We start from the raw sequence: 25,377 nt of genomic DNA on the forward strand, positions 1-25,377 counted from the left end.
GGCCAACGAGGCACACCGGAAGCTCTACGAAGGAAGGCGAGAAGGATGAACGATCGGATTCCCGACGAAACGCGCGACGCGATCCGCGCTGAGCTTGACGCCGACACTGCTGAGTACCGAGACGGCGTTCCCGAGGGCGAGTGGACGAAGCCGAACCGCGGCCCTTCTCCCCTGCTGACGCTGCGCGTCCCGCCGGAGACACTCGAGGCGCTGCAAGCCCTGGCAGCGTCGAACGGCGTGCCCGTCTCGACGCTGGCCCGCGGGTTCATCCTCGATGGACTCGCCAGCCATGAAGGTGACGACCTGCGTGTCGCACTGGAACGCCTGGAGCGCGACCTCGCTGCGGTGAAGGCGCGCGCCCTCGCGAGCTGACCAACAACGGCCTTCCCTGCCCAAGCATCGCGTCGAGGATGTCGATCGTGATCGGGTCGACCTCCTCGGCAGAGGCGACATAGCTGGCGCGGTGATCTGCTAGTTCGCGTGCCCGAGCAGGCGGGAGGCGAGGGTGATGCCCACGGCCTGTTCGACGAGGGTTGCAACTGTGCGCCGGTAGATGTGCGTGGAGTGGCGGTCGGAGTCGACGCCGATGGCGGTGAGCGCGTCGCCGTTATCGTCGACGAAAGAGCGCAACAGCCACTCGTAGTTGCTCACGCTCATCGGCAATCCGGTCGCGGTTTGGAAGAGCAGCGTCGGCGGGCTTGCGGTCATGTCGACATCGCAGCGGCACAGCCCGATGCATTCGACGCGGGCGGAGGTGCCGAGCATGATGTCCATGCCGTCGATGAGCACGCGGTAGTTCGGGCGCAGGCTCATGCCGCTGTCCTCGCGCCAGTGCTCCATGAGCTCGTGGATGCCCGCGATCTGCGCGGAGTGAGCACCGCTGTTTTCTTCTCCGGCAGCGGCAGGCGTTGCACGTGTCGCGCCGGGTTAAACGGGATTGCGTCGTCGCGCATCGCGTAGTCGCACACAAATCCAACGTCAGCAGCCTGAGAGTGCTCGCCTCGCGGCATCCGCTGCACCGAAGGATGCAACCCCACATGAGCACTTGAGGCTCGAGGGCGAACTCCGAGTCAGGCCAGCTCAGCGCTGAGCGTGACGGTCGCGCCCGCGGCGCCGAACACGGCGACCAGTGAGCCGGCCGGCAGCACGCCCGAGCCGGCTGCCACCTCGATCGGGTCCCCGTCTGGTGTGTAGGCGTGCCAGACGCCGTCCCCCGTCGACTCGAGCCGCGTGTCGACGGGGACGGATCGCCATTCCGCCGTGGCATCGTCACCGATGGTGATCCGCACCTCGCCGTGCTCCAGCGGGAGGATGCTCTCGGCGGGTCGGTACATTGCCGAGCCGAACTGCACCCATTCCTCACTATCGCGGGGGACGATGCGCAGGTCGTTCATGTCGCGCCCGTTCACCGCGGGGAGCTGCACGAACATCACCCCGACATCGTCGCTGTCGCGCGGATCGATGGGGGTCGAGCCCTGTGCGTGGGTGACCCAGAGGTAACCGGTGTCATCCGGGTCTGCGATGGTCAAGGTGGGATTTCCGTTCCAGAGCAGAGAGTCCGAACGCTCTGTGACGTTCACCCACGTTCGGCCCACCCGTTGCTTCCAGGCAGCCCCGAGCGCGCCGTTCGGTGAGACCTTCTCCCCGAGGATCGAGGTGTCCAGGAAGATGCCGTGCTCATCGGGAACCTGCAGGACGAGGTAGGTCCGTCCCCACGCGGTGCGGGTCTGCAACGACCGCGCCGGCTCGGTGGTCCTCCAGAAGAGACCGTCGCTGCGCAGCGTGTAGGTCTCCGGCGGCAGCCATTCCCCACCCGCGAACGCGTCGACGGCGAGTGAGTCCTCGGAGGTCGCTTCGACGCGCACGAGGTACGATCCGGCGTAGGACCCGACCATCGCCGCCAGCTGGTCGTGCGCGGCATTCGTCTTTGCAGGGGCGGTTGCATCCACCGCCGCAGGCGTGTGCGTGACACCGTCGATCTCGTTGATCGCGCTGCGCAGGACCGTCTGCGCGAGCGTTGCAAGCATCCCCGAACCGGCCTTCCGTCCGGCGGCGGTGATGACCACCGCGACGTCGGAGTCGGGAGCGAGCATGAATGTCGCGTGGTAGTCCCGGGTGTCGCCGCCTTTGGTCCACCCTCGTGCACCGATCGCCGCCAGCCCCGGATCGGTCACCGTGTCCCATCCGAGACCGTACCGGAAACCCGTCGAGGCGATGGGATCCAGGCTGCCGGATACCTGGTCCAGACCCATCTCCTCGATCGAAGCGGGGGAGATGATCTGCTCGCCATGCCATGTTCCATCGCCCAGCAGCACCGCTGCCAGCCGCGCCATTTCCCCGGGCGTCGAGAAGAGGGCACCTGACGCGTAGAGGTTGAGGTATTCCGCCGGCTGGATGACGTCGTCGATGATCACCGGTGCGAAGTCGCCGGGGGTGAGCGGAACCGTGGGGTACATCGACCGGGTCATGCCCAGCGGCTCCAACACCCGGGCACGGACGTATTCGGTGAAGGGCATACCGCTCACCCGTTCGACGAGGAGGCCGGCCATGGTGAAGCAGTCGTTGCAATACACCGCGACCGAGCCCGGCATGCTCTTGAGCCGAGACTGAGCGAGCTGGGCGAGCATCTGGTCGGCATAGCCGGTGAACGGTGCCGTGGTGAAGGCATCGGCGTAATCGGACCCGGGGAACCCGGCCGAGTGGTTCAGCAGCATGCGCACAGTGATCTGCGCGTATCCGGGATCGGCCATCCGGAAATCAGTGATGTAGTCCACGACCGCCGCATCCAGGTCTACCTCGCCGGCGTCGACCAGTTGCATGACCGCGACCGTCGTGACGACTTTGCTGACAGATCCGATGCCATACAGCGTTTGATCGGTCGGCGCGGTAGCGCTCGTGTCCACCGCCCCGAATGTCTCAGACCACGCCACATCGTCGCCGGCGACCAGCGCCAGAGACAGCGACGACATATCATGCGCGGCGAGCAGTGCCTCTGCATCCGCACTCGCAATGGAGGCGGTGCGCGTGAAGTCCGGGGCTTTTGGTCCGGCCGTCACCACGGTCGTCACGATGACCGTCGCAATCAAAGCGACGCAGACCGCGAACACCACATACAGCCGGGAGGATGCCCTCATCTTGCACTCCTTTGTGCCGAGGGTCCGACTTGCAGCAGCTGCGCCATCTGGCGACGGGTGTGCGGACCCATCAGCCGCGTTCGCGCCAGTCTCCCGCATCTGATCGACGAAGCGCAACTGCGCCTAGCTAGCCGCCGTGCTAGCTGTGGAACTTGATCCCGCTGGTATCGACGAGACTGACCAGAAGGCCGGCCTCGTTGATCGCGTCACCATCCTCACCAGGTCGGCTACCACGGAGGAGTCGTCGTTCTGCTTTGCTTCTCGGCAATAGGTCCGTCGCTGTGACCGTTTCGGCCTTTTCTGAAGAACTGTGGGGGCTGGTGCGTACCTCGTCCGTGAAAACGCCCATGAAGCGCGCTCTGCGGGGTTTTTGGTCACCAATCTGGTCACTGCGGGCCGGATCGGGCCACTCGCGAGAGGGAGGATGGAGTCCGACTTCCGCGGGAACTCAACGATCTCAGTGCTGGGGTACCTGGACTCGAACCAAGAACAACTGAAGGTTCCAGGCCCTACGTGTTGACCCCTGCGCGAAGCACGGTTTTCTAGTTGGATCAGCAATTCATCTATGTTCACTGTACCAGCTGCTACGCACTGAAACGCGTTGATTCGACCCTCAGACACGCGAAAAGACCCCCAAAAGTACCCCCGAGACGGGCTAACGATGGGCTGCCAGAGTGACGGCTCACGAGAGGCGTGACTGGTGATGTCGGAGGTCCAGGACATGCTGAGCGCATGATCCGTCCGCTGTGTCGTCGCATTCTTCTTGGCCGACCGGGTTCGCTCTCGAGATCGCTTGGGGCCGCTATCCCTGAGCGCGCAGCCGTGCATGGACTGAGCGGCCTGGCCGAACGTCCGGTAATTCGGTAAGGTAATGCCATTACCACCTTACCGGTTACCATTTCTGGAGGTCGAGATGGCTGAGGGCGCGATGACCGCTGCCGAGGAGAAGGCCGCTCGGGCTGCGGAGGAACTGGCCACCGAGGGTCTCGCTGTCAGCGCCGCCGCGGTCCGCGAACGCTCCGGCGTCCGCATGGCCACCGCGGCGGCCGCAGCGAAGGCGTGGAAGGAGCGGGCAAACCAGGCCAGCGACCAGGTTGACGCGCCAATGCCCGAGAGCCTCCAGGCCCGCTTCCAGACGGTCGCCCAGGCGACATGGCGCGAGGCTCGCACCCAGTCCCGGGCAGAGTTCGATGAGGCCCGATCCGGCTGGGAGACGAAGGTGGCGGCTGCCGAGGCCGACGTTGTGAGGCTCACGGCCGCGGTTGAGGACCTCGAGGCCGAACGCGAGCGCGCGGCGGAGGCCGCAGCCGGCCGCATCGCCGAACTCGAAGCATCGGTCGAGAAGGCGACAGCGGCGGTCACCGCAGCTGAGGAGCGTGCGATGAACGCTGAAGGCATCGCGGCGGGGCTGCGCGAAGCGCTCACGACTCTGAAGCCGGCCGTCGACTGAGGCGAACGAGTCTGGACCGAAGGGCGGAGTATGGCAACCGGGATCGAGGGCGACGTCGCGCGCATCGATGCAGCCCTCAATACGCCGACGTTGAAGTTGCTGGACCGCAAGTCCGCTGGCGTTGCTATGCCGTTTTTCGCCAATGCATTCCCCGATGACGGGCAGCCGGTTCCCGTGGAGCAGTTTCATACGAGAATCGATGCTCTCCTCGGTGAGCTGCGGGCTGCGGGTTACGCGGTACCGGCGGGCAACGGGAAGGCGCTGGCCATGCAGTGGGTGCGCGAACGCTGGCTCTACCGCGACCCGGGTCGTGGTGAGGAGACGTATCAGCTAACGGGCGACGCGCGGCAGGCCATGGACTATGTCACCCGCGCGACGCGTACGCAGCTGAACGTTTCCCTGTCCCGCATCGAGACGATGCGGCGCGTCGTCTCTGAGGCGGCGCTGGCTGCGAACCCGAACCGAGAGGAGCGCAAACGGCGTCTTGTCGAGGAGATTGCCCGGTTGCAGGCCGAGCACGATCGTCTGGCGTCCGGCGCGGAGGTGCCGGAGTCCTCCGAGGCGGAGCTGACCGAGCAGTTCTCGAACGTGCTGCGTGAGCTCGATGGCCTTCCGTCTGATTTCCGTCGCGTCGAGGAGTCCGTGCGCGACATGCATCGGATGATGACCAAGTGGTTCCGGGAAGAGGAGCGCCCTGTTGGTGAGGTGGTCGACGACTACCTCAAGAAGTCAGCCAACTTGCTGACCGCGACCCCTGAGGGTCGCGCCTTCTCGGGAGCGCTGGAGTTGTTTCGCAAGCCGGACTGGCTGACCCGGATGCGTGCCGACCTGGATACCATCCTCGCGCACCCTTGGTCGGGCACTCTGCTCCCCGACGAGCAACGTCAGCTCCGGACCGCGGTAGATGTGATCCGCCGCGGCATCAAGGACGTGCTCGCCCAGCGTCAGCACCTGTCGTCGACGCTGCGCGAGCACATCGAGAACTACGACCACATCAAGAATCGCGAGCTGGACCTCGTCCTGCGCGGCATCGACCGCGAGATGCGGGCGTGGATGCAGTCCGCGCGAGCGCGTGACCATATCGATGTCGAGCTCATCCCGCCGAGCCTTGACGTGGCCGGGCTGAAGTTCAAGACCTTCGATCCCGAGAACGAGCGGGCACCCGAGCCGCTCGAAGATGTGTCGCGCGAGGCCCCGGCGTCGCTGTCACTCGATGAGATCCGAAAGCAGGGCGGCCCCTCCCTCGAACAGCTGCGGCGAAGCATAGACGAGAAGCTCGCCGCGGGCGCCCTGGAGTCCGCTGCGGCCCTCTTCAACGAACTGCCCGACGACCTTCGCCGTCCGGTCGAGATACTCGGCCTCCTTCACCTGTACACCCGGATAGGGGCGGAAATCGATCCGGCAGCGCGCGAGGCCGTCTCCGCAGTGCGGCCGGACGGCACGACGCGTCGGTTCCTCATGCCGACTTCGACGATGACGACGGCTGGGGTCGCCCGGCCGGAGGGGGACCCGCTGTGATCGATGCCCTGACCGGCGAGGGCGACTTCGTCCTCGACCCCCTCGACGAGCACGTGGTCGCGAACGTCGAGGACGAAGTAGCCGACCAGACCAGCCTGGCGATGTTCGAGGGCGACTCCAGCTCTCTGTATCCCGAGCAACGACGATGCCTGCACGCGCTACTCAAGTACAGATACATCTCGGCAGAGCGGCATCCCGAGCACTGGGCCGTGCTCCTCGCCAGCCGCGACGTCATCGAGAGCCGTCTCAACGACCTGTTCTTCGAGCTCCGCGTCGAGCCCGGCTTCCAGGTCGCCTTCAAGCGTCAGGCGACCGCCACCACGGGTGACCCGCTGCCGTCGCTGCTCCGCGATGTGTCGCACACCAAGGAGGAGACCATCGTGATGGTCTTCCTCCGGCAAAGATTCTTCGCCCAAAGACAAGAGGGCGAAGATGTCGTGTTCGTGGACCGTCAGACGCTGCTCGACGAGGTGGCCGACCAGCGCCCCAAGCACGCCACCCACCGCGCGATGGACCAGAAGCGTGCGGTCAAGGCGATCGACGGTCTGGCGACAGCTGGCGTGCTCCTGAAAACTAAGGACCCGGATCGGTTCCGTATCTCGCCGATCATCGAGGTACTCATGCCGATCGAAAAGCTCCGTGCCCTGTGGACGTGGTTCATGACCCAGAACGGGACCGAGGTCGATCCCACCGAGTTGGATGCTGCCGCCGACGAGGTCGACCTGCTGGATGGTCTCGAGGAGGAGGACTGATGACTCTCGAACTGCCGATCCAGATCGAGCGAGTTCCAGTGATGGAGCATGCGCAGTGGCGAATCGAAGCCCTGCAGCTGGTGAACTGGGGCGGTTTCCATGGTCATCGCGAGGTGCGCTTCTCTCCCGGCTCCACGCTGTTGTCGGGGGCGAGCGGTACCGGCAAGTCGACGGTCCTCGACGCTTACATCGCGCTGATGATGCCGTCGGATACGCCGTTCAACGGCGCATCCAATGATGCCGGCGGAGGTAGGGCTCGCTCGAACGAGCAGCGCAACCTGCTGACCTACCTGCGCGGGAAGATGGACACAAACCGTGTCGCGGGCTCGGAGGAGGTGCGTGACGAGGTGCTGCGCGGCAGTGACGGCGGCCCCGTCTGGGGCGCGCTCTCCGCGACGTTCATCAACGACACCGGGCGCCGATTCACTGTGCTGCGCATCTACTTCGCGAAGGCGGGCGCGAGCGTCGGCGGCGACGTCGTTACGACCTATGCGACTTTCGAGGGACACCTCGACCTCACCCGCCTCGAGCAGCTGGCCAGTACCCGGTTCGACAAGCGCTCCCTCAAGGCGAGCATCGCAGGGCTGACCACCTACAACACCTGGGGTGAGTTCGAGACCACGGTGCACACTCGGCTTGGCATCGGCGACGGCGGCGATGGGGGTCGAAAGGCTATGCGTCTGCTCGCCCGTGTGCAGGCCGGCATGCAGATCAGCCGCGTGGACGACCTCTACAAGCGGATGGTCTTGGAGCGGCCCATCACCTATCAGGCCGCCGACGACGCTCTCTCGCACTTCGGGGACCTCGAGGCTTCCTACCGCAAGATGGTCGATGAGGCAGCCAAGGTTGCGGCGCTGCAACGTCTTCCGGGCTTGCAGCGTGACCTCGCCGACGCCGACTCGAGGTCGCTGCTGATTCGCCAATTCGGGGCCGAAGACGACGGGCCGTCCCCCTTCCGCCTGTGGATGCTGTGCACCGAGCGGGCACTGCTCGATACCGCAGTGGTCGAGAACCGTCGTGACCATGCCACCACGGCGGCGGCTTACGCAGAGGCCAAGTCGGACGAGGATCGCCATGAGGCGCGGCTCGCCCAGATCGCCGAGGAGAAGCGTGCGAACGGCGGTGGTGCGATCGACGAGCGCGCTCGCGAGATCAAGCGCCTGACCGGCAGCCGTGACGGGGTCTACGCAGCCAACCTCAGGTTTCAGACCCGGACGGAAGCCATCGGCTTGGTGGTGCCCGAGACCGCAGAGCAGTTCGCCGAAGCGCAGGCTGCTGCGGCCGACTTCCTGGCGGGTTTTGGCGCGAGAGAGGAGTCCCTTGAGGCCGAAGCGGAGGCGATTCGCGAGAAGGAACTGTCTCCGCTGAACAGCCGCAAGATCGACCTGATGGAGGAGAAGAAGTCCCTCACGGGCCGCACGGGTATGGTCCCGCGTCGGCTCCACGACGCGCGCGTGCGAATGGCGAACGCCGCGGGCCTCGACCCGATGAACGACCTGCCCTTCGTCGCCGAGCTCATCGATGTGCGCCCCGAGGAAGAGCGCTGGCGCAGGGCGGTTGAGACGACGCTAGGAGGCATCGCCCGCACGGTTCTGGTCGACCGACACACGCGCAACCGGCTTTCCGCAGCAATCGACGGCGTCACGATCACTCCCCGCATCCGGTTTCAGGCAGTTACGCTCGCCGACCACCAGGAGTGGCGGGGTGATCCCGATTACATCTCGGGGAAGGTTGCCTTCAAGCCCTCCCCCTTCTCGGCATGGGTTCAGGACCGAATCAGCAACGACGGCGTCGACCACCTGTGCATCTCCGACGCGGTATCGCTCGATGGACGCGAGCCACGTGTCACGCCGGCCGGACAGACCCGCGACGGCGACCGTGGCGCCCACGGAGAGTCGGCGGAGGGCGACATCATCGGCTTCTCCAACGAGCGTCGGCTGGCGGACATCGTGACGCTGTTGGACGAGCTCGAGCCGCAGATCGCCGCCGTGCGCGAGCGCGTGAACGACGTGCAGGCACGCCTTAATGACGTTCGCGCCCAGAAGAGCGCCCATGTGCAGGTGCAGGACACGATATGGGCCGAGATCGATCACCTCGGCATCGATCGCCGCATCGTCGAACTCGAGGACGAGGTCCGCCGGCTGCGCGATGCCAACCAAATCCTCGACGCGCTGCAGGATGAAGAGGAGCGGATCAAGCCGCTCGACGCAAAGGCGAACCGGGACAGGGTCCTCGCCAGCAATCGTGTGGATGAGCTGGACAAGGAGTGGGAGTGCCTGGTGGACGACCAGGACACGGCCCAGACCGCCATCGACGCTATCGTCGGCAGGCAGACGGCCAGCGTCACCGACGCCCAGCAGGCCTATCTCGACAAGCTGTTCGCGGACAACTGGGACATTACGAGCCTGAAGTCGTTCGGCCCGAACATGAGAGCCCTCCGCAATCGACTGCAGGAAGAAGCCGCCACGGCGCAACGCGCCGCCCGCAGCGCTACCAGCGCGATGGAGAGCTTGTTCGAGGCATATCAGCGGCAGTGGCCCGAGAACAACCTCGGCGTCTCAGCGACTTCCGCAGACGGCTATCGCGAGATCCTCGACCGAATCCAGTCCGAGGGACTTCACGAGCGGCGGGACAAGTGGCGACGCGAGTTCGCCGCGTGGTCGAGCGACGATCTGTTGCGCCTGAACGACGCGTTCGACACGGCGCTCGAGGACATCGGAGACCGGCTGCGCCCGATCAACAGAATCCTCGACACTCTGCCCTTCGGCGGCAAGGGCGTGCTGCAGATCAACCTGCGACGGCTCCAAGGCGAGGATCTGAGCACCTTCCGTCGTGGTCTGCGCGAACTCTCATCCGGGCTTGCCCTCGAACTGACCGAGCAGCAGGTGGAGACCAGGTTTACACGGCTCCGCGAGTTCATGAGCCGCATCGGCATCCCCGAAGGACATACGAAGTCGTCGACCTCGCTGCGCGACCGGTTCCTCGACGTGCGTCAACACGTTGTCATCACCGCGGTCGTACTGGACGAGAATCGCCGTGAGATCGCAACCCACGACTCCCTCGGGGACAAGTCCGGGGGTGAGACACAGGAGCTTGTCGCGTTCATCGTCGGCTCGGCGCTGCGCTATCAACTCGGGGACGAAACCCGCTCCCGGCCCCGGTTCGCTCCAGTGTTCCTCGACGAGGGCTTCGTGAAATCTGACAGCGAGTTCGCCGGCCGCGCGGTCAGGGCATGGCAGGACCTCGGGTTCCAGCTCGTCATCGGTGCGCCTCTCGACAAGGTGACGGCGCTCGAGCCGCATATGGACCTGATCCACACCGTGACGAAAAGTCCGAAGGGTTACTCATTCATCAGCGACATTCGGGATGCCTCCGACGAGGGAAGCCTCGCGTGAAGACGCACGAGACCATCGTTTCGGACGTCCGACGCCGTTTGGAGGGGAAGTGGCATGCGCATCTAGTCGGCGACCTGGTCGCCTTCCCGTACGCGTTTCCATTGGGGCGAGCGACGGCTGCGGACTTGCACGCGGACTACGCGGCCATCCATTCGCAGACGGTCGCCTGGCAGGACTGGGCCCGCAGCTGGGAGGTCACGCTCGACTACGAGACGCGGGTGGCCAAGGGCGGTACCCGGCAATCGGTTCCGACCCACGCACACGTCGAGTCGATCGAACACGCTGCGGCGATCGCTGGTGGCGGCTGGCCCGAGCGACTCGACCGCGGTCGCGAGCGACTGGCGGTGCTGCGAGAGAGATACCCGGGTGCCCTCGACATCGGCCGGACCATTCGGCTCATCGACGGATACTCGGAGATTGACTTTGCGCTGCTGCTGACCGTTGCCGTCTGGTACCTCGCGGACCCGGCACACGCTGAGCTCGGTGTCACCCCGCGACAGGTTCCGATCCCCGGCGTCCACGCGAAGTGGCTCCAGAATCATCGAGCCGGCGTCCAGGCACTCACCGGACTGGAGGATCTCGGTCTCCTGCCTGGGCACCCACCACGCATCCACTTCACGTACCTCGATCCCGACCACCGAGCAGCTGGCGGCCGCATCCACGACTCGGCAACTGTTGGCGACCGCTTTGCACCGGCCTACGTCCCGGAGCTCGTCGTCATTTCGGAGAACAAGGACACCGCGGTGCACTTCCCGCCTTTAGCGGGCGGCATCTCAGTTGAAGGCGTCGGCAGGGGCGGCAAGACAGTCGCCTCGTTCCGATGGATCCGCGAAGCACCGGTCGTCGTGTATTGGGGCGACATCGACCGCGATGGCTACGAAATCCTGAACGGGTACCGGGTGGATTTCAACCGTGACATCGAGTCGATCCTCATGGATCCGGAGACCTACGATGAGTTCGAGCAGTACGGTACTGACCTCGACCAGTATGGAAAGGCGCTCACCCCGGGAGTTCCGAAGCAGACGGACCAGCTCCGCGCCGACGAGCGTGCAATGTACCTGCGAGTGCTCGACGAGCAGCACAGGGGTCACCGACGGATCGAGCAGGAGCGCATCACACTCGGTCGAGCGATTGCGGCAGTGCAGTCGTTGATCGACTCATCCAGCGACGTCAGATAGCGTCTGGCCCGGCGTCGCATACCGTCGCGGCTCCTCTGGGCAATAAACGGCGTCGAGAGACTCCAGGAAGTCCCCGAGCTCGCGTCGGGCGATCCCCTCAACGTCGCCTGCATCGCACACCACTGGCGCCTTTGAACCGAAGCTCGCGAGAAGCTCCGTGTAGTGGAGTGTCGAGGGCTCGAGTTTGTCGAGCAGAGGCCGCACGCATTGTTCGATCCCAGCGCGAAGGTACGGGGTCGCCGCAATGCGCACCTTCTCCGGGAGCGCGCCTATGGGTAGTACTCAGTTCAGCGGCGGCTGGGCGCCCAGCGCACCTCGGATACCTATGTGCTCCAGCTCCGAGATACCTACGGTGATCGTTTGGCTCACCCGCGCGCGGCGGCAGGCGAAAGGCTGGTGTGGCGATAGTCCCCCACCGCCTGCTCCGGCTTCATCCCGGTAGCGATCCAACTCCCGCTTGATATCAAGGAAGCCACATGCCTAAGAACCTCCTTCGCCTCTTGGGGCTTGTTCATGCTGAGGTGTTCACCAGTTGGCGAGACGGCACGCCCATCTATGTGGCTTGCGACTGCCCGATCGGTGTCGACCACCCCGCGGCGACTGAAGAGCGCGACGCGGTAGACGATCAATCGGTCGCCGCCGCCGTCATCTGAACAGTGGACCTGAGCTGCACGCGCTGGCCTCGACGCGCACGGCAGGGGCGGACGGAAGTCGAACAGGTGGTTCAGGATGCCGTCTGGCCCGACCGTCGTGGCGGGACTGTTGGAACGTGGCCGCTCGTTCGAGTGTGCTTCACTCGCTCGTCTCGATCTCCGGCTGACGATGCGAGTGGCATCTGCGAGTTCACCATGGTCTCGTGCGGCGCACCGCACCACTGAGATCCCGCTTCGAGAGGTACTCACCGTGCTGCAGCAGACGGCTCGGGATCCGCAGGTTGCGTCCGCTCAACGCGCCCCGCGATCTCGAATCACCATCGCCGTCTCCCGCTGCGCGTCGCGTCGTTGTTCCACGCGCAAATGATCGACGCCATCTATCAAGAACGGACGCCAAGCGCGTTCCAGAGGAGAAGTTATGGGTCACCCCAACAGCGGCCGGACTCCCGGATCACGACGCGTGACCATCGGTGGCGAAGAGGCAGCGCACGCCAGTGAACCGGTCAACGGGTTCGATCTCCGTCTCGTCGAGCCAGATTCTGGCGCGCGCGCCCGTACTGCTCGGCCCGATGACGCGTGGCCATTTCGGCGCCTCGAGTCCTTCCGCGGCCGCGGTCGGGCAGCCGCGACTACGCGTCCGCTACGATCGAGCCCGTGCGAACTGGGTTCGGCGCCGCACGTGCCGCGGTGGCGCTCTTGACGCTTGCGGCGATCGTTGCCCAGCTCGTGCACAGCGTTGAGCAGGCCCAGGTAGCAGGCGGGAGCATCCCCGCGCTCCTGCTGAACTTTTTCAGCTTCTTCACGATCGCTTCGAACGTTGGAGCAGTGGTGGTCCTTGCGGTCGGTGCAATCCTGTCGTTCTCTCACCCCGGTGACGATCCGGTCTGGTTTGCCGGGCTGCGGGCTGCGGTCGTGACGTACATGATCACGACTGGCGCCGTTTACAACCTCTTGCTGCGTAACGTGTCGCTGCCTCAGGGGCAGACAGTGCCGTGGTCAAACGAGGTCCTTCATGTGATCGCCCCCATTTGCATGCTGCTGGATTGGCTGTTCGCGCCAGGCAGGGCACCGCTGCGTCGTCGAGTTGTGTGAGCGATTGCTACGTTCCCGGTGGGATGGGCCGTCTACACACTGCTGCGCGCACCGGTCGCGACCGATGCAATTACCGGGAGCGGGCCGTGGTACCCATATCCGTTTCTCAACCCCGCGCTGTCACCCAATGGATATCTTTCGGTTGCGTTTTACATCGTGTTGATCGCCACCGTCATCTTGTGTGCAGGCTTCGGCGTGGTTTGGGTTTCACGGCGGTGGCGTGGTGCACGGCCATTGAACCAGGAGGCTGGAGCGGACTGATCGGCTTCCAACAGGTCAGGGCTGATCGAGCTTCAGCTGATCGTGCTTGGCGGCACTGGATGCAATGCGCAGCTGTGCGGTCCGTTCAGCGCGAGATGCGACACGCGCTGCGCGAGTTCGAGGAGTGCGACCGTGGGCGCCAGCCGAATGACGCTGGACTCGGCGCACCGCCACCGCGGATGGGTATCGACGTCGGAGGCCGCCTATACGGTGAGCGAGTGGTTCAACTAGTTCCGGGCGCGTCACTCCAGAGCGCCATCGCAGCACTTGAGGAGACGTCCCGCACGGCCTCGAACATCTTCGGGGCTGGGATGCCTGTCGACCGGCTGAACGAGTACCGCACGTGGTCAACTCGTCAGATACGGTCTCTGACCGGCCACCTCACGTCTGCCTCGATCGAAGAGTTGGTGGCAACGCGCCGTCACTGGCTTCTCCAGTCCCTTGACCCCATCGCCTACGGGGTTCCGGCAGTTGGCGAGCTCGTTGACCTCGAACTCGCCACCTCCAGGGAGGCGACCGGTACAGCGGTCAAGGACTTGCGCGGTCGGGCTGACGTTTGGTCGAAGTGGGCGGGGACCGGCGTCGCGGGCGCCCCGTTTCCCGCCGTCGTCCTGGATACGAACGTGCTGCTTCGACACGCGGAAAGCCTGATCGATGTGCCGTGGCACCTGGGGCTCAACGTCTTTCCGCATGTGGACATTGCCCTGGGGATCCCGATGATTGTCGTCGAGGAACTCGACAGGCTGAAGGACAGTAACGGAGTGATGTACATCGGCGAGGAGAAGCTCGCGGTGCGCACGCTCGCGCGGACCGTGCTTCGATCCCTAGACAAGGTGTTTCAGGCGGGTTACCTGAACTGGCAGATCCGGCAACGCTGTGCAGGTGGCATGCAGTTGGCGGGCGAACTGCACGCGATCTTGATGGTCGACGATCTTCATCATGAGCGCATGCGCGACGCGGACTTGGAGATCATTGACCAGGCCATCCGCCTGCGCCCGTTCACAGCTGACGTCGCTCTTGCGACCTACGACCAAGCGATGATCTTCCGAGCACGAAACGCCGGTTTGAAGGCGTTTCGACCGATTGAGGAGAGCTGACTATGGGAGACCCTTGTCAAGCTCGCGCATCGGTGCAGCGTGAAGTACGGTGACGTCCCGTGGAGTGGTGGAGATTCGGATGGGGTTGTCTGCGTCGTAGACGTGGGTGAGCCATCGTGCGATGGTCAGTGAGTACCGATCAAAGTCACTCATAGAAGGACACAAAGCACGATGGCTCTAGACCAGTCTGCCCTCCTCGAGCTCCTCGGGGAACTGAAACTCACCGATGTCACCGACCGGATCCGGGTCGCGACCGAAACGCTGTATCAGGAGTTGATCGACGCGGAAGCGGCCGTGTTCATCGGTGCCGCCCCGTTCGAGAGGACTCCGGAGCGGGTGGCGCAACGCAACGGCACCCGCCCGCGCACGCTCACGACCACGGCCGGGGAGCTGGATCTGCGGATCCCGAAGCTGCGACAGGGGTCGTTCTTCCCCTCGTTGTTGGAGCGGCGGAGGCGGGTCGATCAGGCCCTGTTTGCGGTCGTGATGGAGGCCTATGTCCCGGCGTCTCAACGAGGAAGGTCGATGACCTCGTCAAAGCGCTCGGCGCTGACACCGGCATCTCCAAGTCGGAGGTCTCACGCATTTGCGCGAACCTCGATGAGGATGTTGCGGCGTTCCGCGACCGGCCACTGGCTGACACGACGTATCCGTATGTGTTCCTCGATGCGACGTATTGCAAAGCGAGGGGCGGCCGGTGGGTGGTCTCGCAGGCGGTTGTCGTCGCGATCGGCGTCGCTGCGGACGGGCGCCGGGAGGTGCTCGGCTTCGAGGTCGGTGAGACGGAGTCGCAACCGTTCTGGGCCAGCTTCCTGCGCTCGTTGAAGGCGCGCGGCCTCGGCGGGGTGAAGCTGGTCATCTCCGACGCGCATACCGGGCTGATCGCCGCGATCGAGACGGTCTTCGGCGGCTCAGCGTGGCAACGCTGTCGGGTGCATTTCATGCGCAACGTGCTCTCCAACGTTCCGAAGGCCGCGGGCCCGATGGTCGCATCGATCATCCGCACGATCTTCGCCCAACCCGACACGGAGCACGTGTTCGCGCAGTTCCACGAGGTCGTGCGGATGCTCACCCGCTCGCACCCGAAGATCGCCGACATGCTCGAAGACGCGCAGAACGACATCCTCGCGTTCTGCGGCTTCCCGCAACAGCACTGGCGGCAGATCTGGTCCACGAACCCGCTGGAACGCGTGAACAAGGAGATCAAACGCCGCACCGACGTCGTCGCCACAGTCCCCAACCCCGCCGCGCTCCTGCGCCTGGCCGGCCACGTCCTGATCGAGCAGCACGATGAATGGGACGGCGCCGACCGCCGCTACTTCTCCGAGCACTCCATGAAACTGCTCACCACAAACGACGAGGAGGTGGCGATCCCGGAACTCAACGCGGCATAATCACAGAAGCTGATCCCGAACGGTGCCGAGAAACTCCACCACACAACGGGACGCCACCCGGTCCGTCGCGTCGTGACAATGCCGCCTGACCTAATCCGACGCTTGCCCTTCGGTACGGGCTTGGTGCTGCTGAGGTCTGCTCCGCCGATCATGACGCACTTGCAGCGTTGGACCGAGCGCCCTGACGGGCATCGGATCGCATCCGATCGTGCCGCGGTCGAGGCGGGGCTTCGCGCAACTATCCACCCTTGAGCGTTGGGTGCCGTGTGAATCGGCCTGGGTTTGGTTCCGCTTCTTTTAGGAGGATGGAGTCATGCCCCGTCAGTTTTAGCCCGAGTTCCGGCAGCGCGCGGTGAGGATGCTCGAGGAGGCTCTGCCGGATCACGAGACGGAGTACGCGGCGATCCGTCATGTGGCCGACCGGCTCGGTGTCGCGGCCGAGACGCTGCAATTTGATTTGCATTCCTCGTACCGTGGCATCGGCCGATTCAGGATCGGGCCAGTCCACGGCGCCGATATTCACCGGCGCTTCTTCGAGCATTGCACTGTCTCCTCACTTCACACGCTGCCGCCCTTCCCCATGTGACCGGCTTTCCCGGCCCCGGAGTACTACGACGGCTCCGCCCCACCTGCGGCCTTCGGCCGGCAACGGGCCTATCCGAATCATGCGATCAGGCTGACCGCACGACCCGGAGCGTCACCGCAGGCGGTTCCCACGTTCACTGTTGTTCGATCAACGAGTTAGGCACCCGGCTTTACCCCTGCGACCTCGTCGTGACTACGCCATAGTCCTTCACCACGACCTGCCAGGCCCGGCGTGCGATACCGTCCCGGCAGTTCCCCGGCGATCCCGGCCACATGGCGTGTGGCCGAAACGTCGGGTGCGCACCGCCACCCAGCCCACATCCGCCGGGTTAGAGCTGGTCAGATGTCAAGAGGCGTAGAACACCGGTTCCTCGCGTATACCTTCTCGTCTCGTTCACCAGACCCGACCCATCCGGTAGTACTGGGCCGTCCTGACTTTGTCGCGGCTGCTCCCACCCTCCCCGGCGTTCCCCGGATCAGGCTGCCGCCAACTTCACCCCACCGCTACGACGGCACGGCGACGAAGGTCTCCCACCTCCATTCGAACAAACAGCGCCTCGCGGCGCACCACAAACCATCTGACACCCTCCGTGCCGAGCTGGCCGGGTTCGAGCTTCGCCCTAGGCATCCTGGGCCAGCCCTTCGAACCAGGCGATGACCTCGCCGCGCAGGTAGCGCACGTGCTTACCCATCCGCCGGTAGGGCGGTCCGGACTTCGACTGCCGCCATTCCTCGATGGTGCGGGGTGAGACTTGCAGGAGCAGGGCGACCTGCTCCCCCGTCATGATCTGCAGTTCGTCATCCGTCATGCAGCTGAGGTGCGACAGCCCTCGCCGGACCACCTCGGGGCAGGCCGTTCCAACGAGTGCCAGCGCGTACCGCCAGAGCGTCCAATGCCGCCGAAGCCGACCGTGCTCGGGGAAAAGACCCCGAAAAGTACACTTTGGGCCGTTTTCGGCGCCCAGCGTAGGGATGGGGAGAAACACGAAACCCTCCGTTTTCCCCAGAAAACAGAGGGTTCTTCAGTGCTGGGGTACCTGGACTCGAACCAAGAACAACTGAACCAGAATCAGCCGTGTTGCCAATTACACCATACCCCACCGGCCCGCACCGAAGCCCAGGCCGATTGTCAACTTTAGCCTACGCGGTAGCACCCGGCCAAAACGGCCCAGACACCGGGCGCGCCGACCCGAATGCCGACCGAAAAGCGGACCCGACGGCCGACCCGAAAGCACCGGGTGCGCCGACCGAAAAGCAGCGCGCTACTGCGCGACCGACGCGCGTTCCGCGGCGGCAGCATCCGCCAGTTTGCCGAGCAGGTCGCGATTGATCGCGGCCGCTGTGTGCGCACCCTCGCCAGCCGCCACGATGAGCTGCTGTGGACCGGGCGCGGTCGAATCGCCGGCCGCGTACACCCCTTGCACCGAGGTGCGACCGTGCGCGTCCACGTGCACCAGCCCGGACTCATCGCGCGCAAGCCCCAGCCCAGCCGCATACTCGAGCGTCGCCGACCATACCGGCCGCACGAATCCACCTGTGCAGGCCACAACGGCGCCATCGATGAATCGCACACCCGTCATCGTGGCGCGCTCACCCTCGATATCGTCGATCTTGCGACGATCGACCCGGATGCCGAGGGTCGCCAGATCGCGCTCCTCCGCCTCCGTCACACTGCCGACACCGTTGGTGAGCACAACGAGCCTGCGCGACCACTGGCGCAGTTCGAACGCGCGCCTGGCGAGATCGTTCGTCTCGCCGATCAGCACGAGCTGCTCGTCGGACTTCTCAAAACCATCACACTCGAGGCAACTGTGCAGATGTGTCCCGTAATACCCGCGGATGCTCGGCACCGCCGGCATCTCCTCACTCAGGCCCGTTGCGATCAGCACGGCACGCGCACGATCGACACGTTCGCCCTCACCCCGGATGCCGTGAGCCACCACCACAAACGTGCCATCCGACTCGCGCGTCACCGACTCCACCCGACCCAACGCAACGTCTGCAGACGGGTAACGCTCAACCTCGGCGCGGCCGAGCTTGCGCAACTCCAGCGGGGACATCCCATCTCGAGTCAAGAAACCGTGCGAATACAACGTCGCCGCATTGCGCGGCCGATTGGCGTCGAAAACGAGCGTACTGCGGCGTGCTCGCACCAGGTTGAGCGCGGCCGAGAGCCCCGCAGGGCCGGCGCCGATCACGATCACGTCGCGGAGCGTGCCCTCTCCAGTGCCCGGCGACTCAGGCTGCGCGCTCATCGGCCGAGGCGGTCGGCCGCAGCCAAACGGGCGCTGAGCGTCTGAACGCGCGCCAGCGTCTCCGCCTTGCCGAGGATCTCGAGCGACTCGAACAGCGGCGGCGAGATCCGTCGCCCCGAAACCGCAACACGCAACGGTCCGAAAGCGACGCGCGGCTTGAGTTCCAACTCGTCGATTAGGGCTGTGCGCAGCGCGACCTCAACAGCATCATGCGTCCAGTCGTCGTCCCCGATCGCGGCAAGCACGGGCAGCGATGCAGTCAGCACCTCGAGCCCGTTCGCCGGCAGTGTCGCAAGCCCGTCATCCTCGTAGACGAGCGACGCGGCGTCCGTGAACAGAAACTCAAGCAACGCCGGCGCCTCGCCGAGCAGATGCATCCGCTCCTGAATGAGCGGCGTGGCCAGCAGCAGGATCTCGTGCTCCGCATCTGTCAGCGGCTCTGTCACGACGCCGGCGGCGACCAGATACGGCACGATGCGCTCTGCGAGGTCCGCGACCTCCAGCAACCGGATGTGGTCGCCATTGATCGCCTCCGCCTTCTTCAGGTCGAAGCGCGCCGGATTCGGGTTCACGTCCGCGATGTCGAACGCGGCAACCATCTCATCGAGGCTGAACACATCACGGTCGGCCGCGAGCCCCCAGCCAAGCAGCGCCAGATAGTTGACGAGTCCCTCCGGAATGAATCCGCGATCACGGTGATGAAACAGGTTCGACGACGGATCGCGTTTGGACAGCTTCTTGTTGCCCTCCCCCATCACGTATGGCATGTGACCGAAACGCGGCACGAACGTGGTCACACCGATGTCGATCAGCGCGTGGTAGAGCGCGATCTGACGCGGGGTTGACGGCAGGATGTCCTCGCCGCGCATCACGTGCGTGATTCCCATCAGCGCATCGTCGACCGGATTGACGAACGGATAGAGCGGATGCCCGTTCGGACGCACCACGACGAAATCGCTGAACGAACCGGCCGGGAACGTGATCTCCCCTCGCACGAGGTCGTCGAAGCTCAGATCGGTGTCCGGAACCCGCAACCGCAACGCCGGTTCGCGGCCTTCGGCACGGAATGCGGCCTTCTGCTCGTCGGTCAGGTCACGGTCGAAGTTGTCGTAGCCGAACTGCTTCGGCCGACCGGCTGCCTCGTTACGGGCGTCGATCTCCTCGGCATTGGAGAAACTCTCGTAGACGTGACCGGATGCCGTCAGCCGGGCAATCATGTCGCGGTAGATGTCATATCGCTGGGACTGGCGGTACGGCCCGCTGGGCCCCCCGACGCCCTCGCCTTCGTCCCAATCCAGGTGGAGCCAGCGCAGACCCTCGATGATCTGTGCGTAGCTTTCCTCGCTGTCGCGCGCCGCATCGGTATCCTCGATGCGAAAGATGAGCTTCCCGCCGTTATGTCGGGCGTAGGCCCAGTTGAACAGGGCGGTGCGGATCAGACCGACGTGCGGCGTGCCCGTCGGCGACGGGCAGAAGCGAACGCGAATGTCGCTACCGGTGGCGGTGGTGAACGGGTGTGCGATTGTCTCAGACATACACTGACGATCATAGTTTCTTCGATCTCGCTTTCCTGAGGGGTCGCACTGACGGGGACTCTATCCGCTGACGAGCACCTGATCAACGTAGCTCGCTTGCCGTAATCAATTTCTATCTCCTTTCTTTGCGAGTCTATCATTATTCGAATATTTGTTCTATATTGGGCGTATGAACAACACAGTCATCGAACCCGACGAACGTGAACCCCCGTTCGACGATCCCGCCGTCGAGGCCGGGTCGTTGGAGTTGGTGACGGCGCTATTGGACTCGGCCGGTGTGTTCGCGCGTTCGGTCGCCGTCTCGCAGGCCGCACAGCTGACCGCCATTCGCGAGGCGATCAAGACAGCTCGCCGAAACCCCGGGGTTTACGTGCCCGAATCATCTCCACGCCGGGAAGCCGTGACTCTGGCAGCGCGAGCCGTCGTGATGGAGTTATCCATGCGGCTGTCGCTGCCCGAAAACACGATCTGGGCTCAGTTTCACGAGGCAGACACGCTGATAGAACGGCTCCCCCGAACCTGGGAACGATTCTGCAAGGGGAATGTCGGGTACCAGAACGCGCGCGAAGCAGCGTCGGTGGCCTGGACCCTTCCGCACGACAATCCGAGCACATTCAGCGCACTGGACGACGCGCTGGTCGAGAAGGCAGCCCGTCTGACGCCGTCGCAATTCCGCAAAGCCGCGCGCGCTGCGCGAGAACGGATCCACCCGAAAGACGCAACCGAACGGCACCTGGAAGCCCGGGCAGATCGACACACGGAAGTCACGCCCCAAGAGAACAGCATGGCCGTCTTCTCGCTCTTCACGGACGCATCCACGATCATGAAGCTCGATGCACGCATCAACGCCGTTGCGCTGAGGCAACGCAGGGTGGAAGGCGAGAAACGCACCCTGGCGCAGCTGCGAGCGGACGCCGCCAGCGACATCCTCACCGGGCGCGGTACGAAATTTGAGGTCAAGGCGCGGGTGCACATCACAGTGCCCGTCACGATTCTGCTCGACCACCCCGAGCTGCTTGCCAAGGCCCAGACCGATCGGGCGGTGCTGGAAGGCTTCGGACCGATCGACGATGCGACTGCGCGCCTCCTGACCGCGGATGCCCCCAATTTCCGGCGGATCTTCACTGACCCGATCACCGGAGTCGACCTGAACATGGATCGCACAAGGTACCGCCCGACTGCGGCGCAGCGCGAGTGGTTGCGCCGCCGAGATCCAGACTGCGGATGCCCGACCTGCTCGATCCGAATCGACGCATCCGATCTTGATCACGTCACTGACTGGCAATTCGATGGCCTCACCAATGAGGTCAACCTTGTGCCGCTCAGTCGTGGTCATCACACTCTCAAACACCAGACCAAAATCACGATCACGCGCTCCGCTCACGGTCGGGTCGTCTGGCGAACGCCCACCGGCTTCGAGCGCGAAAACGATCCGCCGCCCTTCTGATTTCAGTGGTTTGGGCTCGCGGCGGGAGAGATCATCAACGCGACCGCCACTCCGATGCCTCAGCGCTGGACCTCAACCAGCAACACCCACGCGTTCATGGTCGCGCAGGCGATCGTCACGAGCATGCCCAGTGCAATCCAATACACACCGGCAGGCAGTGCCAACAGCACAAGTACGGCTCCGATCATGAACGGCAGGATCTGTGCCACCCCCAGCACGATCTTGACGGCATTCTCGGCAGCGGGCCGCAGCGGGCGCTCGTCAAAGATACGCATAAGCGAAACCGCCTGAATGAGCACGACGAACACACCTGCAATCACAAGCTCAACGCCCAACGCCGTGGCGCTCTGCCGAGGCACAAGCATCAGACCGGACGCCACAACCACGAGCACCAGCGACGCGATCGTAGCGGCGGCCCTGGACGGCAGCGCCTTCGATGCAAGGATCTCCTTGATCGTCACGGTGATGGCAACGATGATGAGGCCGGCCAGCGCAGCCCCGACACCCGCCAGCGCCACGAAAAAGCTCTCCCAGCCGGTCAACATCGACAAATCCATAAGGCCAGCGTAGAACCAAGACGAATTGACTGCCGCGGGTCAGGCTGCCGCGGGTCAGGCTGCCGCGGGTCAGGCTGCCGCGATGGCCGGCCCGAGCGACCACGCCGAAGTGTCAAGATCGACGATCACGGCCGTGGTGGCCGCGATGGCCGGAACCTTTTCGCTCCCGGCAGCGCCGACCAGATGGATGGTGCGATAGTCGCGATTGCTCGTCGGGCGGATGACCACCCCCGACGGCACCGACGCGGCATCCACCGCAAGAGACGGGATCAACGCGACGCCGAGTCGCGCTGCGACCATTCCGAGCACGGCCACGAAATTGTCCGTCTCGTACGCGATTGCCGGTTCGAAGCCGGACTTCTCGGCGAGCTGCAGCAGGTGGCCGCGGCAGCGCGGGCAGCCCGCGATCCAGCTTTCCGCAGCAAGGGCATCGAGCGCAACGGTCCCGGAGGCTGCCTGCGGGTGATCCCCAGGCAGCGCCAGCAGCATCTCGTCGCGCCAGAGCGGGGCCACGACCAGTCCGCGCGCACTGTCCTTGTGCGGGTCGACTCGATCGCCCGGATAGCTGAATGTGACGGCCAAATCGGCCTGTTGCTCGCGCACCGCCTGCACTGCTTCGGGAGGCTCGGCCTCGAGATAACTGATTCCGATCCCCGGATGAACCTGCGCCATCTTACCGAGCAGTTTCGGCACGAGTGTCGGCGATGCAGACGGGAACGCAGCAATACGCACTCGGCCCGCGCGCAGACCGGCGAGCTCCGACAGCTCACCGGCGGCCGCATCCAGCGCAGTCGTGATCGTGCCTGCATGCCGGGCGAGCACGCGGCCCGCCTCGGTCAACCGCACGCCGCGGCCTGCGCGCGCGACAATCGGCATGCCGATCCGCGTCTCGGCTCGCTTGAGATGCTGGCTGATCGCCGGCTGGCTGAAGCCCAGTGCAGCTGCCGCGGCCGTGATCGATCCGGTTTCGGATATTGCGCGCACGATGCGCAACGTGTGCGAGTCAAGTTCGAACCGCGACTCGAGCGACGGAACGAGGGTCATGACTCAATCATAACGTGCGGTTATCCTTCAGATACCACACTGCCACTGGAACAATATATGGACTCTTGCAAGGCTGGAACCATGACCACTGCTCTGGCATCCGCATCCATCCCCGCTTCCACGTCCGTCAAGACACCGCAACTGAGCCTCGCCGCAGCCCAAGCCCAGTTCGGCGGCGGTCACGGCTACCTGGCAGCGTGCACAATGGGCTTGCCGACGCGAGACACCATTCAGGCACAGCACGCCGATCTCGATCGGGCATACCACACCGGCACGGACTGCGCCGTGTACGAGGCTGCGGTAGCGGCGGGGCGGGCGAGCTACGCGCGACTCGTCGGTGTGTCGACAGACCGTGTCGCCATCGGCTCGCAGGAATCCGTCATGGCCGGCGTGATCGCGGCCTCCGCACCAGACGGCGCCGAGATCGTCTGCATCGACGGCGACTTCAGCTCGATCATTTTCCCCTTCCTGCAACAACAGCATCGCGGCGTGCACGTGCGGCACGTTCCGCAGGATGCCGTGGCCGAATCCGTCACGGAGCGCACCTGGCTCGTCGCCTTCTCGCTCGTGCAATCAGCGACCGGAGTGATTGCCGATGCGGATACCATCATCGCCGCCGCTGCACGCACCGGCACACGCACCCTCTGCGACCTCACACAGGCCGCAGGCTGGCTTCCGGTCGATGCCTCCAAATTCGACGCAACGATCGGTCACGCATACAAATGGCTGAGCGCGCCGCGAGGTGTGGCCTTCATGACCGTGAGCCAAGACTTCGCAGGCCGGTTGCGGCCCGTGCAGGCTGGATGGTACGCCGGCGATGACCCCTGGACGTCAACGTACGGCCCGAACATGCATTTGGCCGACGACGCTCGCCGATTCGACGTCTCGCCAGCCTGGCAATCGTGGATCGGCGCTGCCCCCGCACTAGACATGTATGCCTCGTTGGACATGCAGGAGGTGGCCGCATACGACATCGCGCTCGGCGACGCGCTCTGCGAAGGGCTCGGGCTCACAACCCGCGGCCAATCCATCGTCACCTGGCACGATCCGGACGGTGACCAACTCGCGCGGTTGACGGGCGCCGGCATCGTCGCATCCGGTCGAGCGGGCAATGCCCGCGTGGCCTTCCATCTGTGGAACGACGAGTCGGACGTGGACGCGGTGCTGAGGGCGCTTGGTCGCTGACGGGCCCATGCACGGGTCTCAATACGCGTGCTCGTTCCTCGCGCGCTACTCGACCACCGAGGCTACCTGCGAGGCGTCAGGCGCGGGCGCGCACCGGATTGCTGAGGGTGCCGATCCCGGAGATCTCGACCTCGACGACGTCTCCCGCACGCAGCGGCCCGACACCGGCCGGCGTGCCGGTCAAGATCACGTCTCCCGGCAGCAGCGTCCACACGCTCGAGGCATATTCGACGATGGACGGGATATCGTGCACGAGGTCGCTGACGCGACCGTCTTGACGCAGTTCCCCGTTCACCCGGGTGCGCAGCGTCGCTGCAGCGATGTCGAACTCGGTCTCGATCACCGGCCCGAGCGGGCAGAACGTGTCGAACCCTTTTGCGCGGGCCCATTGCCCATCGGCCTTCTGCAGATCTCGCGCGGTCACATCATTCGCGGCCGTGTAGCCGAACACATAGTCGGCAGCGTCCTTCGCTGAGACGTTCTTTGCGATCCGCCCGATGACAACCGCCAATTCGCCCTCGTGCTCGACCTGCCTCGACTGGGTCGGCAGCACGATCGCATCGTTCGGCCCGATCACAGCGGTGTTCGGCTTGAGAAAGAGCAGTGGTGCGGCTGGCGCCTCTCCGCCCATTTCGGCTGCGTGATCGCGATAGTTCTTGCCAACCGCCACGACCTTCGATCGCGGAATTACCGGTGCCAACAACGTGGCCGCCGAGAGCGGAACCCGCTCGCCGGTCGTGTTGAACCCGGAGAACATCGGATCGCCGTCGAGCATCACCAACTCGTTGTCGTCGAGGATCCCGTATGCCAGCGCTCCGTTGTAGCTGAATCGTGCGACCTTCACG

21 protein-coding genes, 1 tRNA gene and 1 pseudogene are annotated in these 25,377 nt (G+C 64.8%); 12 read left to right on the top strand and 11 right to left on the bottom strand.

Annotation, left to right across the window (positions count from 1 at the left end; genetic code table 11):
• Nucleotides 1-45 precede the first annotated feature (45 nt).
• On the top strand, nucleotides 46-372 hold the full coding sequence (locus QU604_RS13000; protein WP_308465053.1) for a hypothetical protein: 327 nt from the start codon (nucleotides 46-48) through the stop codon (nucleotides 370-372).
• A 99-nt stretch (nucleotides 373-471) separates the two neighbouring features.
• Here QU604_RS13000 and QU604_RS13005 read toward each other — a convergent pair whose 3' ends face one another.
• Nucleotides 472-813, bottom strand: a complete 342-nt coding sequence (locus QU604_RS13005) for a site-specific integrase (RefSeq protein ID WP_308465054.1) — start codon at nucleotides 811-813, stop codon at nucleotides 472-474.
• Nucleotides 814-1,070: 257 nt separating this feature from the next.
• Entirely contained in the window at nucleotides 1,071-3,134 is a 2,064-nt protein-coding gene (locus tag QU604_RS13010) for a serine hydrolase domain-containing protein (RefSeq protein WP_308465055.1), read from the bottom strand.
• A gap of 913 nt (nucleotides 3,135-4,047) precedes the next feature.
• Here QU604_RS13010 and QU604_RS13015 point away from each other — a divergent pair.
• The 8 genes from QU604_RS13015 (at nucleotide 4,048) to QU604_RS13050 (ending at nucleotide 14,530) form a co-directional block, all read left to right on the top strand.
• On the top strand, nucleotides 4,048-4,584 hold the full coding sequence (locus QU604_RS13015) for a DNA-binding protein (RefSeq protein ID WP_308465056.1): 537 nt from the start codon (nucleotides 4,048-4,050) through the stop codon (nucleotides 4,582-4,584).
• A gap of 30 nt (nucleotides 4,585-4,614) precedes the next feature.
• Entirely contained in the window at nucleotides 4,615-6,102 is a 1,488-nt protein-coding gene (locus QU604_RS13020; RefSeq protein ID WP_308465057.1) for a DUF3375 family protein, read from the top strand.
• Entirely contained in the window at nucleotides 6,099-6,854 is a 756-nt protein-coding gene (locus QU604_RS13025) for a DUF4194 domain-containing protein (RefSeq protein WP_308465058.1), read from the top strand. Before QU604_RS13020 ends, QU604_RS13025 begins: the two co-directional genes overlap by 4 nt.
• The gene (locus tag QU604_RS13030) at nucleotides 6,854-10,249 is read left to right on the top strand and encodes an ATP-binding protein (protein WP_308465059.1); all 3,396 of its coding nucleotides are present in this window, start codon (nucleotides 6,854-6,856) and stop codon (nucleotides 10,247-10,249) included. Before QU604_RS13025 ends, QU604_RS13030 begins: the two co-directional genes overlap by 1 nt.
• Entirely contained in the window at nucleotides 10,246-11,427 is a 1,182-nt protein-coding gene (locus tag QU604_RS13035) for a Wadjet anti-phage system protein JetD domain-containing protein (RefSeq protein ID WP_308465060.1), read from the top strand. Before QU604_RS13030 ends, QU604_RS13035 begins: the two co-directional genes overlap by 4 nt.
• A gap of 476 nt (nucleotides 11,428-11,903) precedes the next feature.
• Nucleotides 11,904-12,080, top strand: coding sequence for a hypothetical protein (locus QU604_RS13040; protein WP_308465061.1), 177 nt, complete (start codon nucleotides 11,904-11,906; stop codon nucleotides 12,078-12,080).
• Nucleotides 12,081-12,734: 654 nt separating this feature from the next.
• Nucleotides 12,735-13,172, top strand: coding sequence for a Pr6Pr family membrane protein (locus QU604_RS13045; protein ID WP_308465062.1), 438 nt, complete (start codon nucleotides 12,735-12,737; stop codon nucleotides 13,170-13,172).
• A gap of 479 nt (nucleotides 13,173-13,651) precedes the next feature.
• The gene (locus QU604_RS13050; RefSeq protein WP_308465063.1) at nucleotides 13,652-14,530 is read left to right on the top strand and encodes a PIN domain-containing protein; all 879 of its coding nucleotides are present in this window, start codon (nucleotides 13,652-13,654) and stop codon (nucleotides 14,528-14,530) included.
• Here QU604_RS13050 and QU604_RS13055 read toward each other — a convergent pair whose 3' ends face one another.
• Nucleotides 14,531-14,683: a hypothetical protein gene (locus tag QU604_RS13055; RefSeq protein ID WP_308465064.1), complete on the bottom strand. Its 153-nt coding sequence runs from the start codon at nucleotides 14,681-14,683 to the stop codon at nucleotides 14,531-14,533.
• A gap of 18 nt (nucleotides 14,684-14,701) precedes the next feature.
• On the opposite strand from QU604_RS13055, the pseudogene QU604_RS13060 reads away from it, so the two are divergent.
• Nucleotides 14,702-15,924 (top strand): annotated as a pseudogene (locus QU604_RS13060) (IS256 family transposase).
• 238 nt (nucleotides 15,925-16,162) lie between these two features.
• Here QU604_RS13060 and QU604_RS13065 read toward each other — a convergent pair.
• The 5 genes from QU604_RS13065 to gltX form a co-directional block, all read right to left on the bottom strand.
• The gene (locus QU604_RS13065; RefSeq protein WP_308465065.1) at nucleotides 16,163-16,465 is read right to left on the bottom strand and encodes a hypothetical protein; all 303 of its coding nucleotides are present in this window, start codon (nucleotides 16,463-16,465) and stop codon (nucleotides 16,163-16,165) included.
• Nucleotides 16,466-17,129: 664 nt separating this feature from the next.
• A complete protein-coding gene (locus QU604_RS13070) occupies nucleotides 17,130-17,318 on the bottom strand; it encodes a helix-turn-helix transcriptional regulator (protein ID WP_308465066.1) in 189 nt (62 codons plus the stop codon).
• 219 nt (nucleotides 17,319-17,537) lie between these two features.
• A tRNA-Gln gene (locus tag QU604_RS13075) sits at nucleotides 17,538-17,609 on the bottom strand.
• A 162-nt stretch (nucleotides 17,610-17,771) separates the two neighbouring features.
• Entirely contained in the window at nucleotides 17,772-18,764 is a 993-nt protein-coding gene (locus tag QU604_RS13080; RefSeq protein ID WP_308465067.1) for an NAD(P)/FAD-dependent oxidoreductase, read from the bottom strand.
• The gene (gene gltX, locus QU604_RS13085; RefSeq protein ID WP_308465068.1) at nucleotides 18,761-20,299 is read right to left on the bottom strand and encodes a glutamate--tRNA ligase; all 1,539 of its coding nucleotides are present in this window, start codon (nucleotides 20,297-20,299) and stop codon (nucleotides 18,761-18,763) included. Before gltX ends, QU604_RS13080 begins: the two co-directional genes overlap by 4 nt.
• A gap of 169 nt (nucleotides 20,300-20,468) precedes the next feature.
• Between gltX and QU604_RS13090 the strand changes: the two genes are divergently transcribed.
• Nucleotides 20,469-21,746, top strand: coding sequence for an HNH endonuclease signature motif containing protein (locus tag QU604_RS13090; RefSeq protein WP_308465069.1), 1,278 nt, complete (start codon nucleotides 20,469-20,471; stop codon nucleotides 21,744-21,746).
• A gap of 59 nt (nucleotides 21,747-21,805) precedes the next feature.
• Here QU604_RS13090 and QU604_RS13095 read toward each other — a convergent pair whose 3' ends face one another.
• Together QU604_RS13095 and QU604_RS13100 are read right to left on the bottom strand one after the other, a co-directional pair.
• The gene (locus QU604_RS13095) at nucleotides 21,806-22,303 is read right to left on the bottom strand and encodes a hypothetical protein (RefSeq protein ID WP_308465070.1); all 498 of its coding nucleotides are present in this window, start codon (nucleotides 22,301-22,303) and stop codon (nucleotides 21,806-21,808) included.
• Between the two features lie 69 nt (nucleotides 22,304-22,372).
• Entirely contained in the window at nucleotides 22,373-23,347 is a 975-nt protein-coding gene (locus QU604_RS13100; RefSeq protein ID WP_308465071.1) for a LysR family transcriptional regulator, read from the bottom strand.
• Nucleotides 23,348-23,428: 81 nt separating this feature from the next.
• Between QU604_RS13100 and QU604_RS13105 the strand changes: the two genes are divergently transcribed.
• Nucleotides 23,429-24,532, top strand: coding sequence for an aminotransferase class V-fold PLP-dependent enzyme (locus QU604_RS13105; protein ID WP_308465072.1), 1,104 nt, complete (start codon nucleotides 23,429-23,431; stop codon nucleotides 24,530-24,532).
• Between the two features lie 76 nt (nucleotides 24,533-24,608).
• Here the strand turns inward: QU604_RS13105 and QU604_RS13110 are convergent, their stop codons facing one another.
• Complete coding sequence (locus QU604_RS13110; RefSeq protein ID WP_308465073.1) at nucleotides 24,609-25,376, bottom strand: fumarylacetoacetate hydrolase family protein; 768 nt, start codon at nucleotides 25,374-25,376, stop codon at nucleotides 24,609-24,611.
• Nucleotide 25,377: the final 1 nt, after the last annotated feature.

Source organism: Rathayibacter sp. SW19 (assembly GCF_030866825.1).
Lineage (GTDB): Bacteria > Actinomycetota > Actinomycetes > Actinomycetales > Microbacteriaceae > Rathayibacter_A > Rathayibacter_A soli.

Coding starts and splice junctions, on each gene's coding strand:
- QU604_RS13000 (WP_308465053.1), top strand. CDS start 46: ATGAACGATCGGATTCCCGACGAAACGCGCGACGCGATCCGCGCTGAG.
- QU604_RS13005 (WP_308465054.1), bottom strand. CDS start 813: ATGAGCCTGCGCCCGAACTACCGCGTGCTCATCGACGGCATGGACATC.
- QU604_RS13010 (WP_308465055.1), bottom strand. CDS start 3,134: ATGAGGGCATCCTCCCGGCTGTATGTGGTGTTCGCGGTCTGCGTCGCT.
- QU604_RS13015 (WP_308465056.1), top strand. CDS start 4,048: ATGGCTGAGGGCGCGATGACCGCTGCCGAGGAGAAGGCCGCTCGGGCT.
- QU604_RS13020 (WP_308465057.1), top strand. CDS start 4,615: ATGGCAACCGGGATCGAGGGCGACGTCGCGCGCATCGATGCAGCCCTC.
- QU604_RS13030 (WP_308465059.1), top strand. CDS start 6,854: ATGACTCTCGAACTGCCGATCCAGATCGAGCGAGTTCCAGTGATGGAG.
- QU604_RS13040 (WP_308465061.1), top strand. CDS start 11,904: ATGCCTAAGAACCTCCTTCGCCTCTTGGGGCTTGTTCATGCTGAGGTG.
- QU604_RS13055 (WP_308465064.1), bottom strand. CDS start 14,683: ATGAGTGACTTTGATCGGTACTCACTGACCATCGCACGATGGCTCACC.
- QU604_RS13065 (WP_308465065.1), bottom strand. CDS start 16,465: ATGCTCGAAGAAGCGCCGGTGAATATCGGCGCCGTGGACTGGCCCGAT.
- QU604_RS13070 (WP_308465066.1), bottom strand. CDS start 17,318: ATGACGGATGACGAACTGCAGATCATGACGGGGGAGCAGGTCGCCCTG.
- QU604_RS13080 (WP_308465067.1), bottom strand. CDS start 18,764: ATGAGCGCGCAGCCTGAGTCGCCGGGCACTGGAGAGGGCACGCTCCGC.
- gltX (WP_308465068.1), bottom strand. CDS start 20,299: ATGTCTGAGACAATCGCACACCCGTTCACCACCGCCACCGGTAGCGAC.
- QU604_RS13090 (WP_308465069.1), top strand. CDS start 20,469: ATGAACAACACAGTCATCGAACCCGACGAACGTGAACCCCCGTTCGAC.
- QU604_RS13095 (WP_308465070.1), bottom strand. CDS start 22,303: ATGGATTTGTCGATGTTGACCGGCTGGGAGAGCTTTTTCGTGGCGCTG.
- QU604_RS13100 (WP_308465071.1), bottom strand. CDS start 23,347: ATGACCCTCGTTCCGTCGCTCGAGTCGCGGTTCGAACTTGACTCGCAC.
- QU604_RS13105 (WP_308465072.1), top strand. CDS start 23,429: ATGACCACTGCTCTGGCATCCGCATCCATCCCCGCTTCCACGTCCGTC.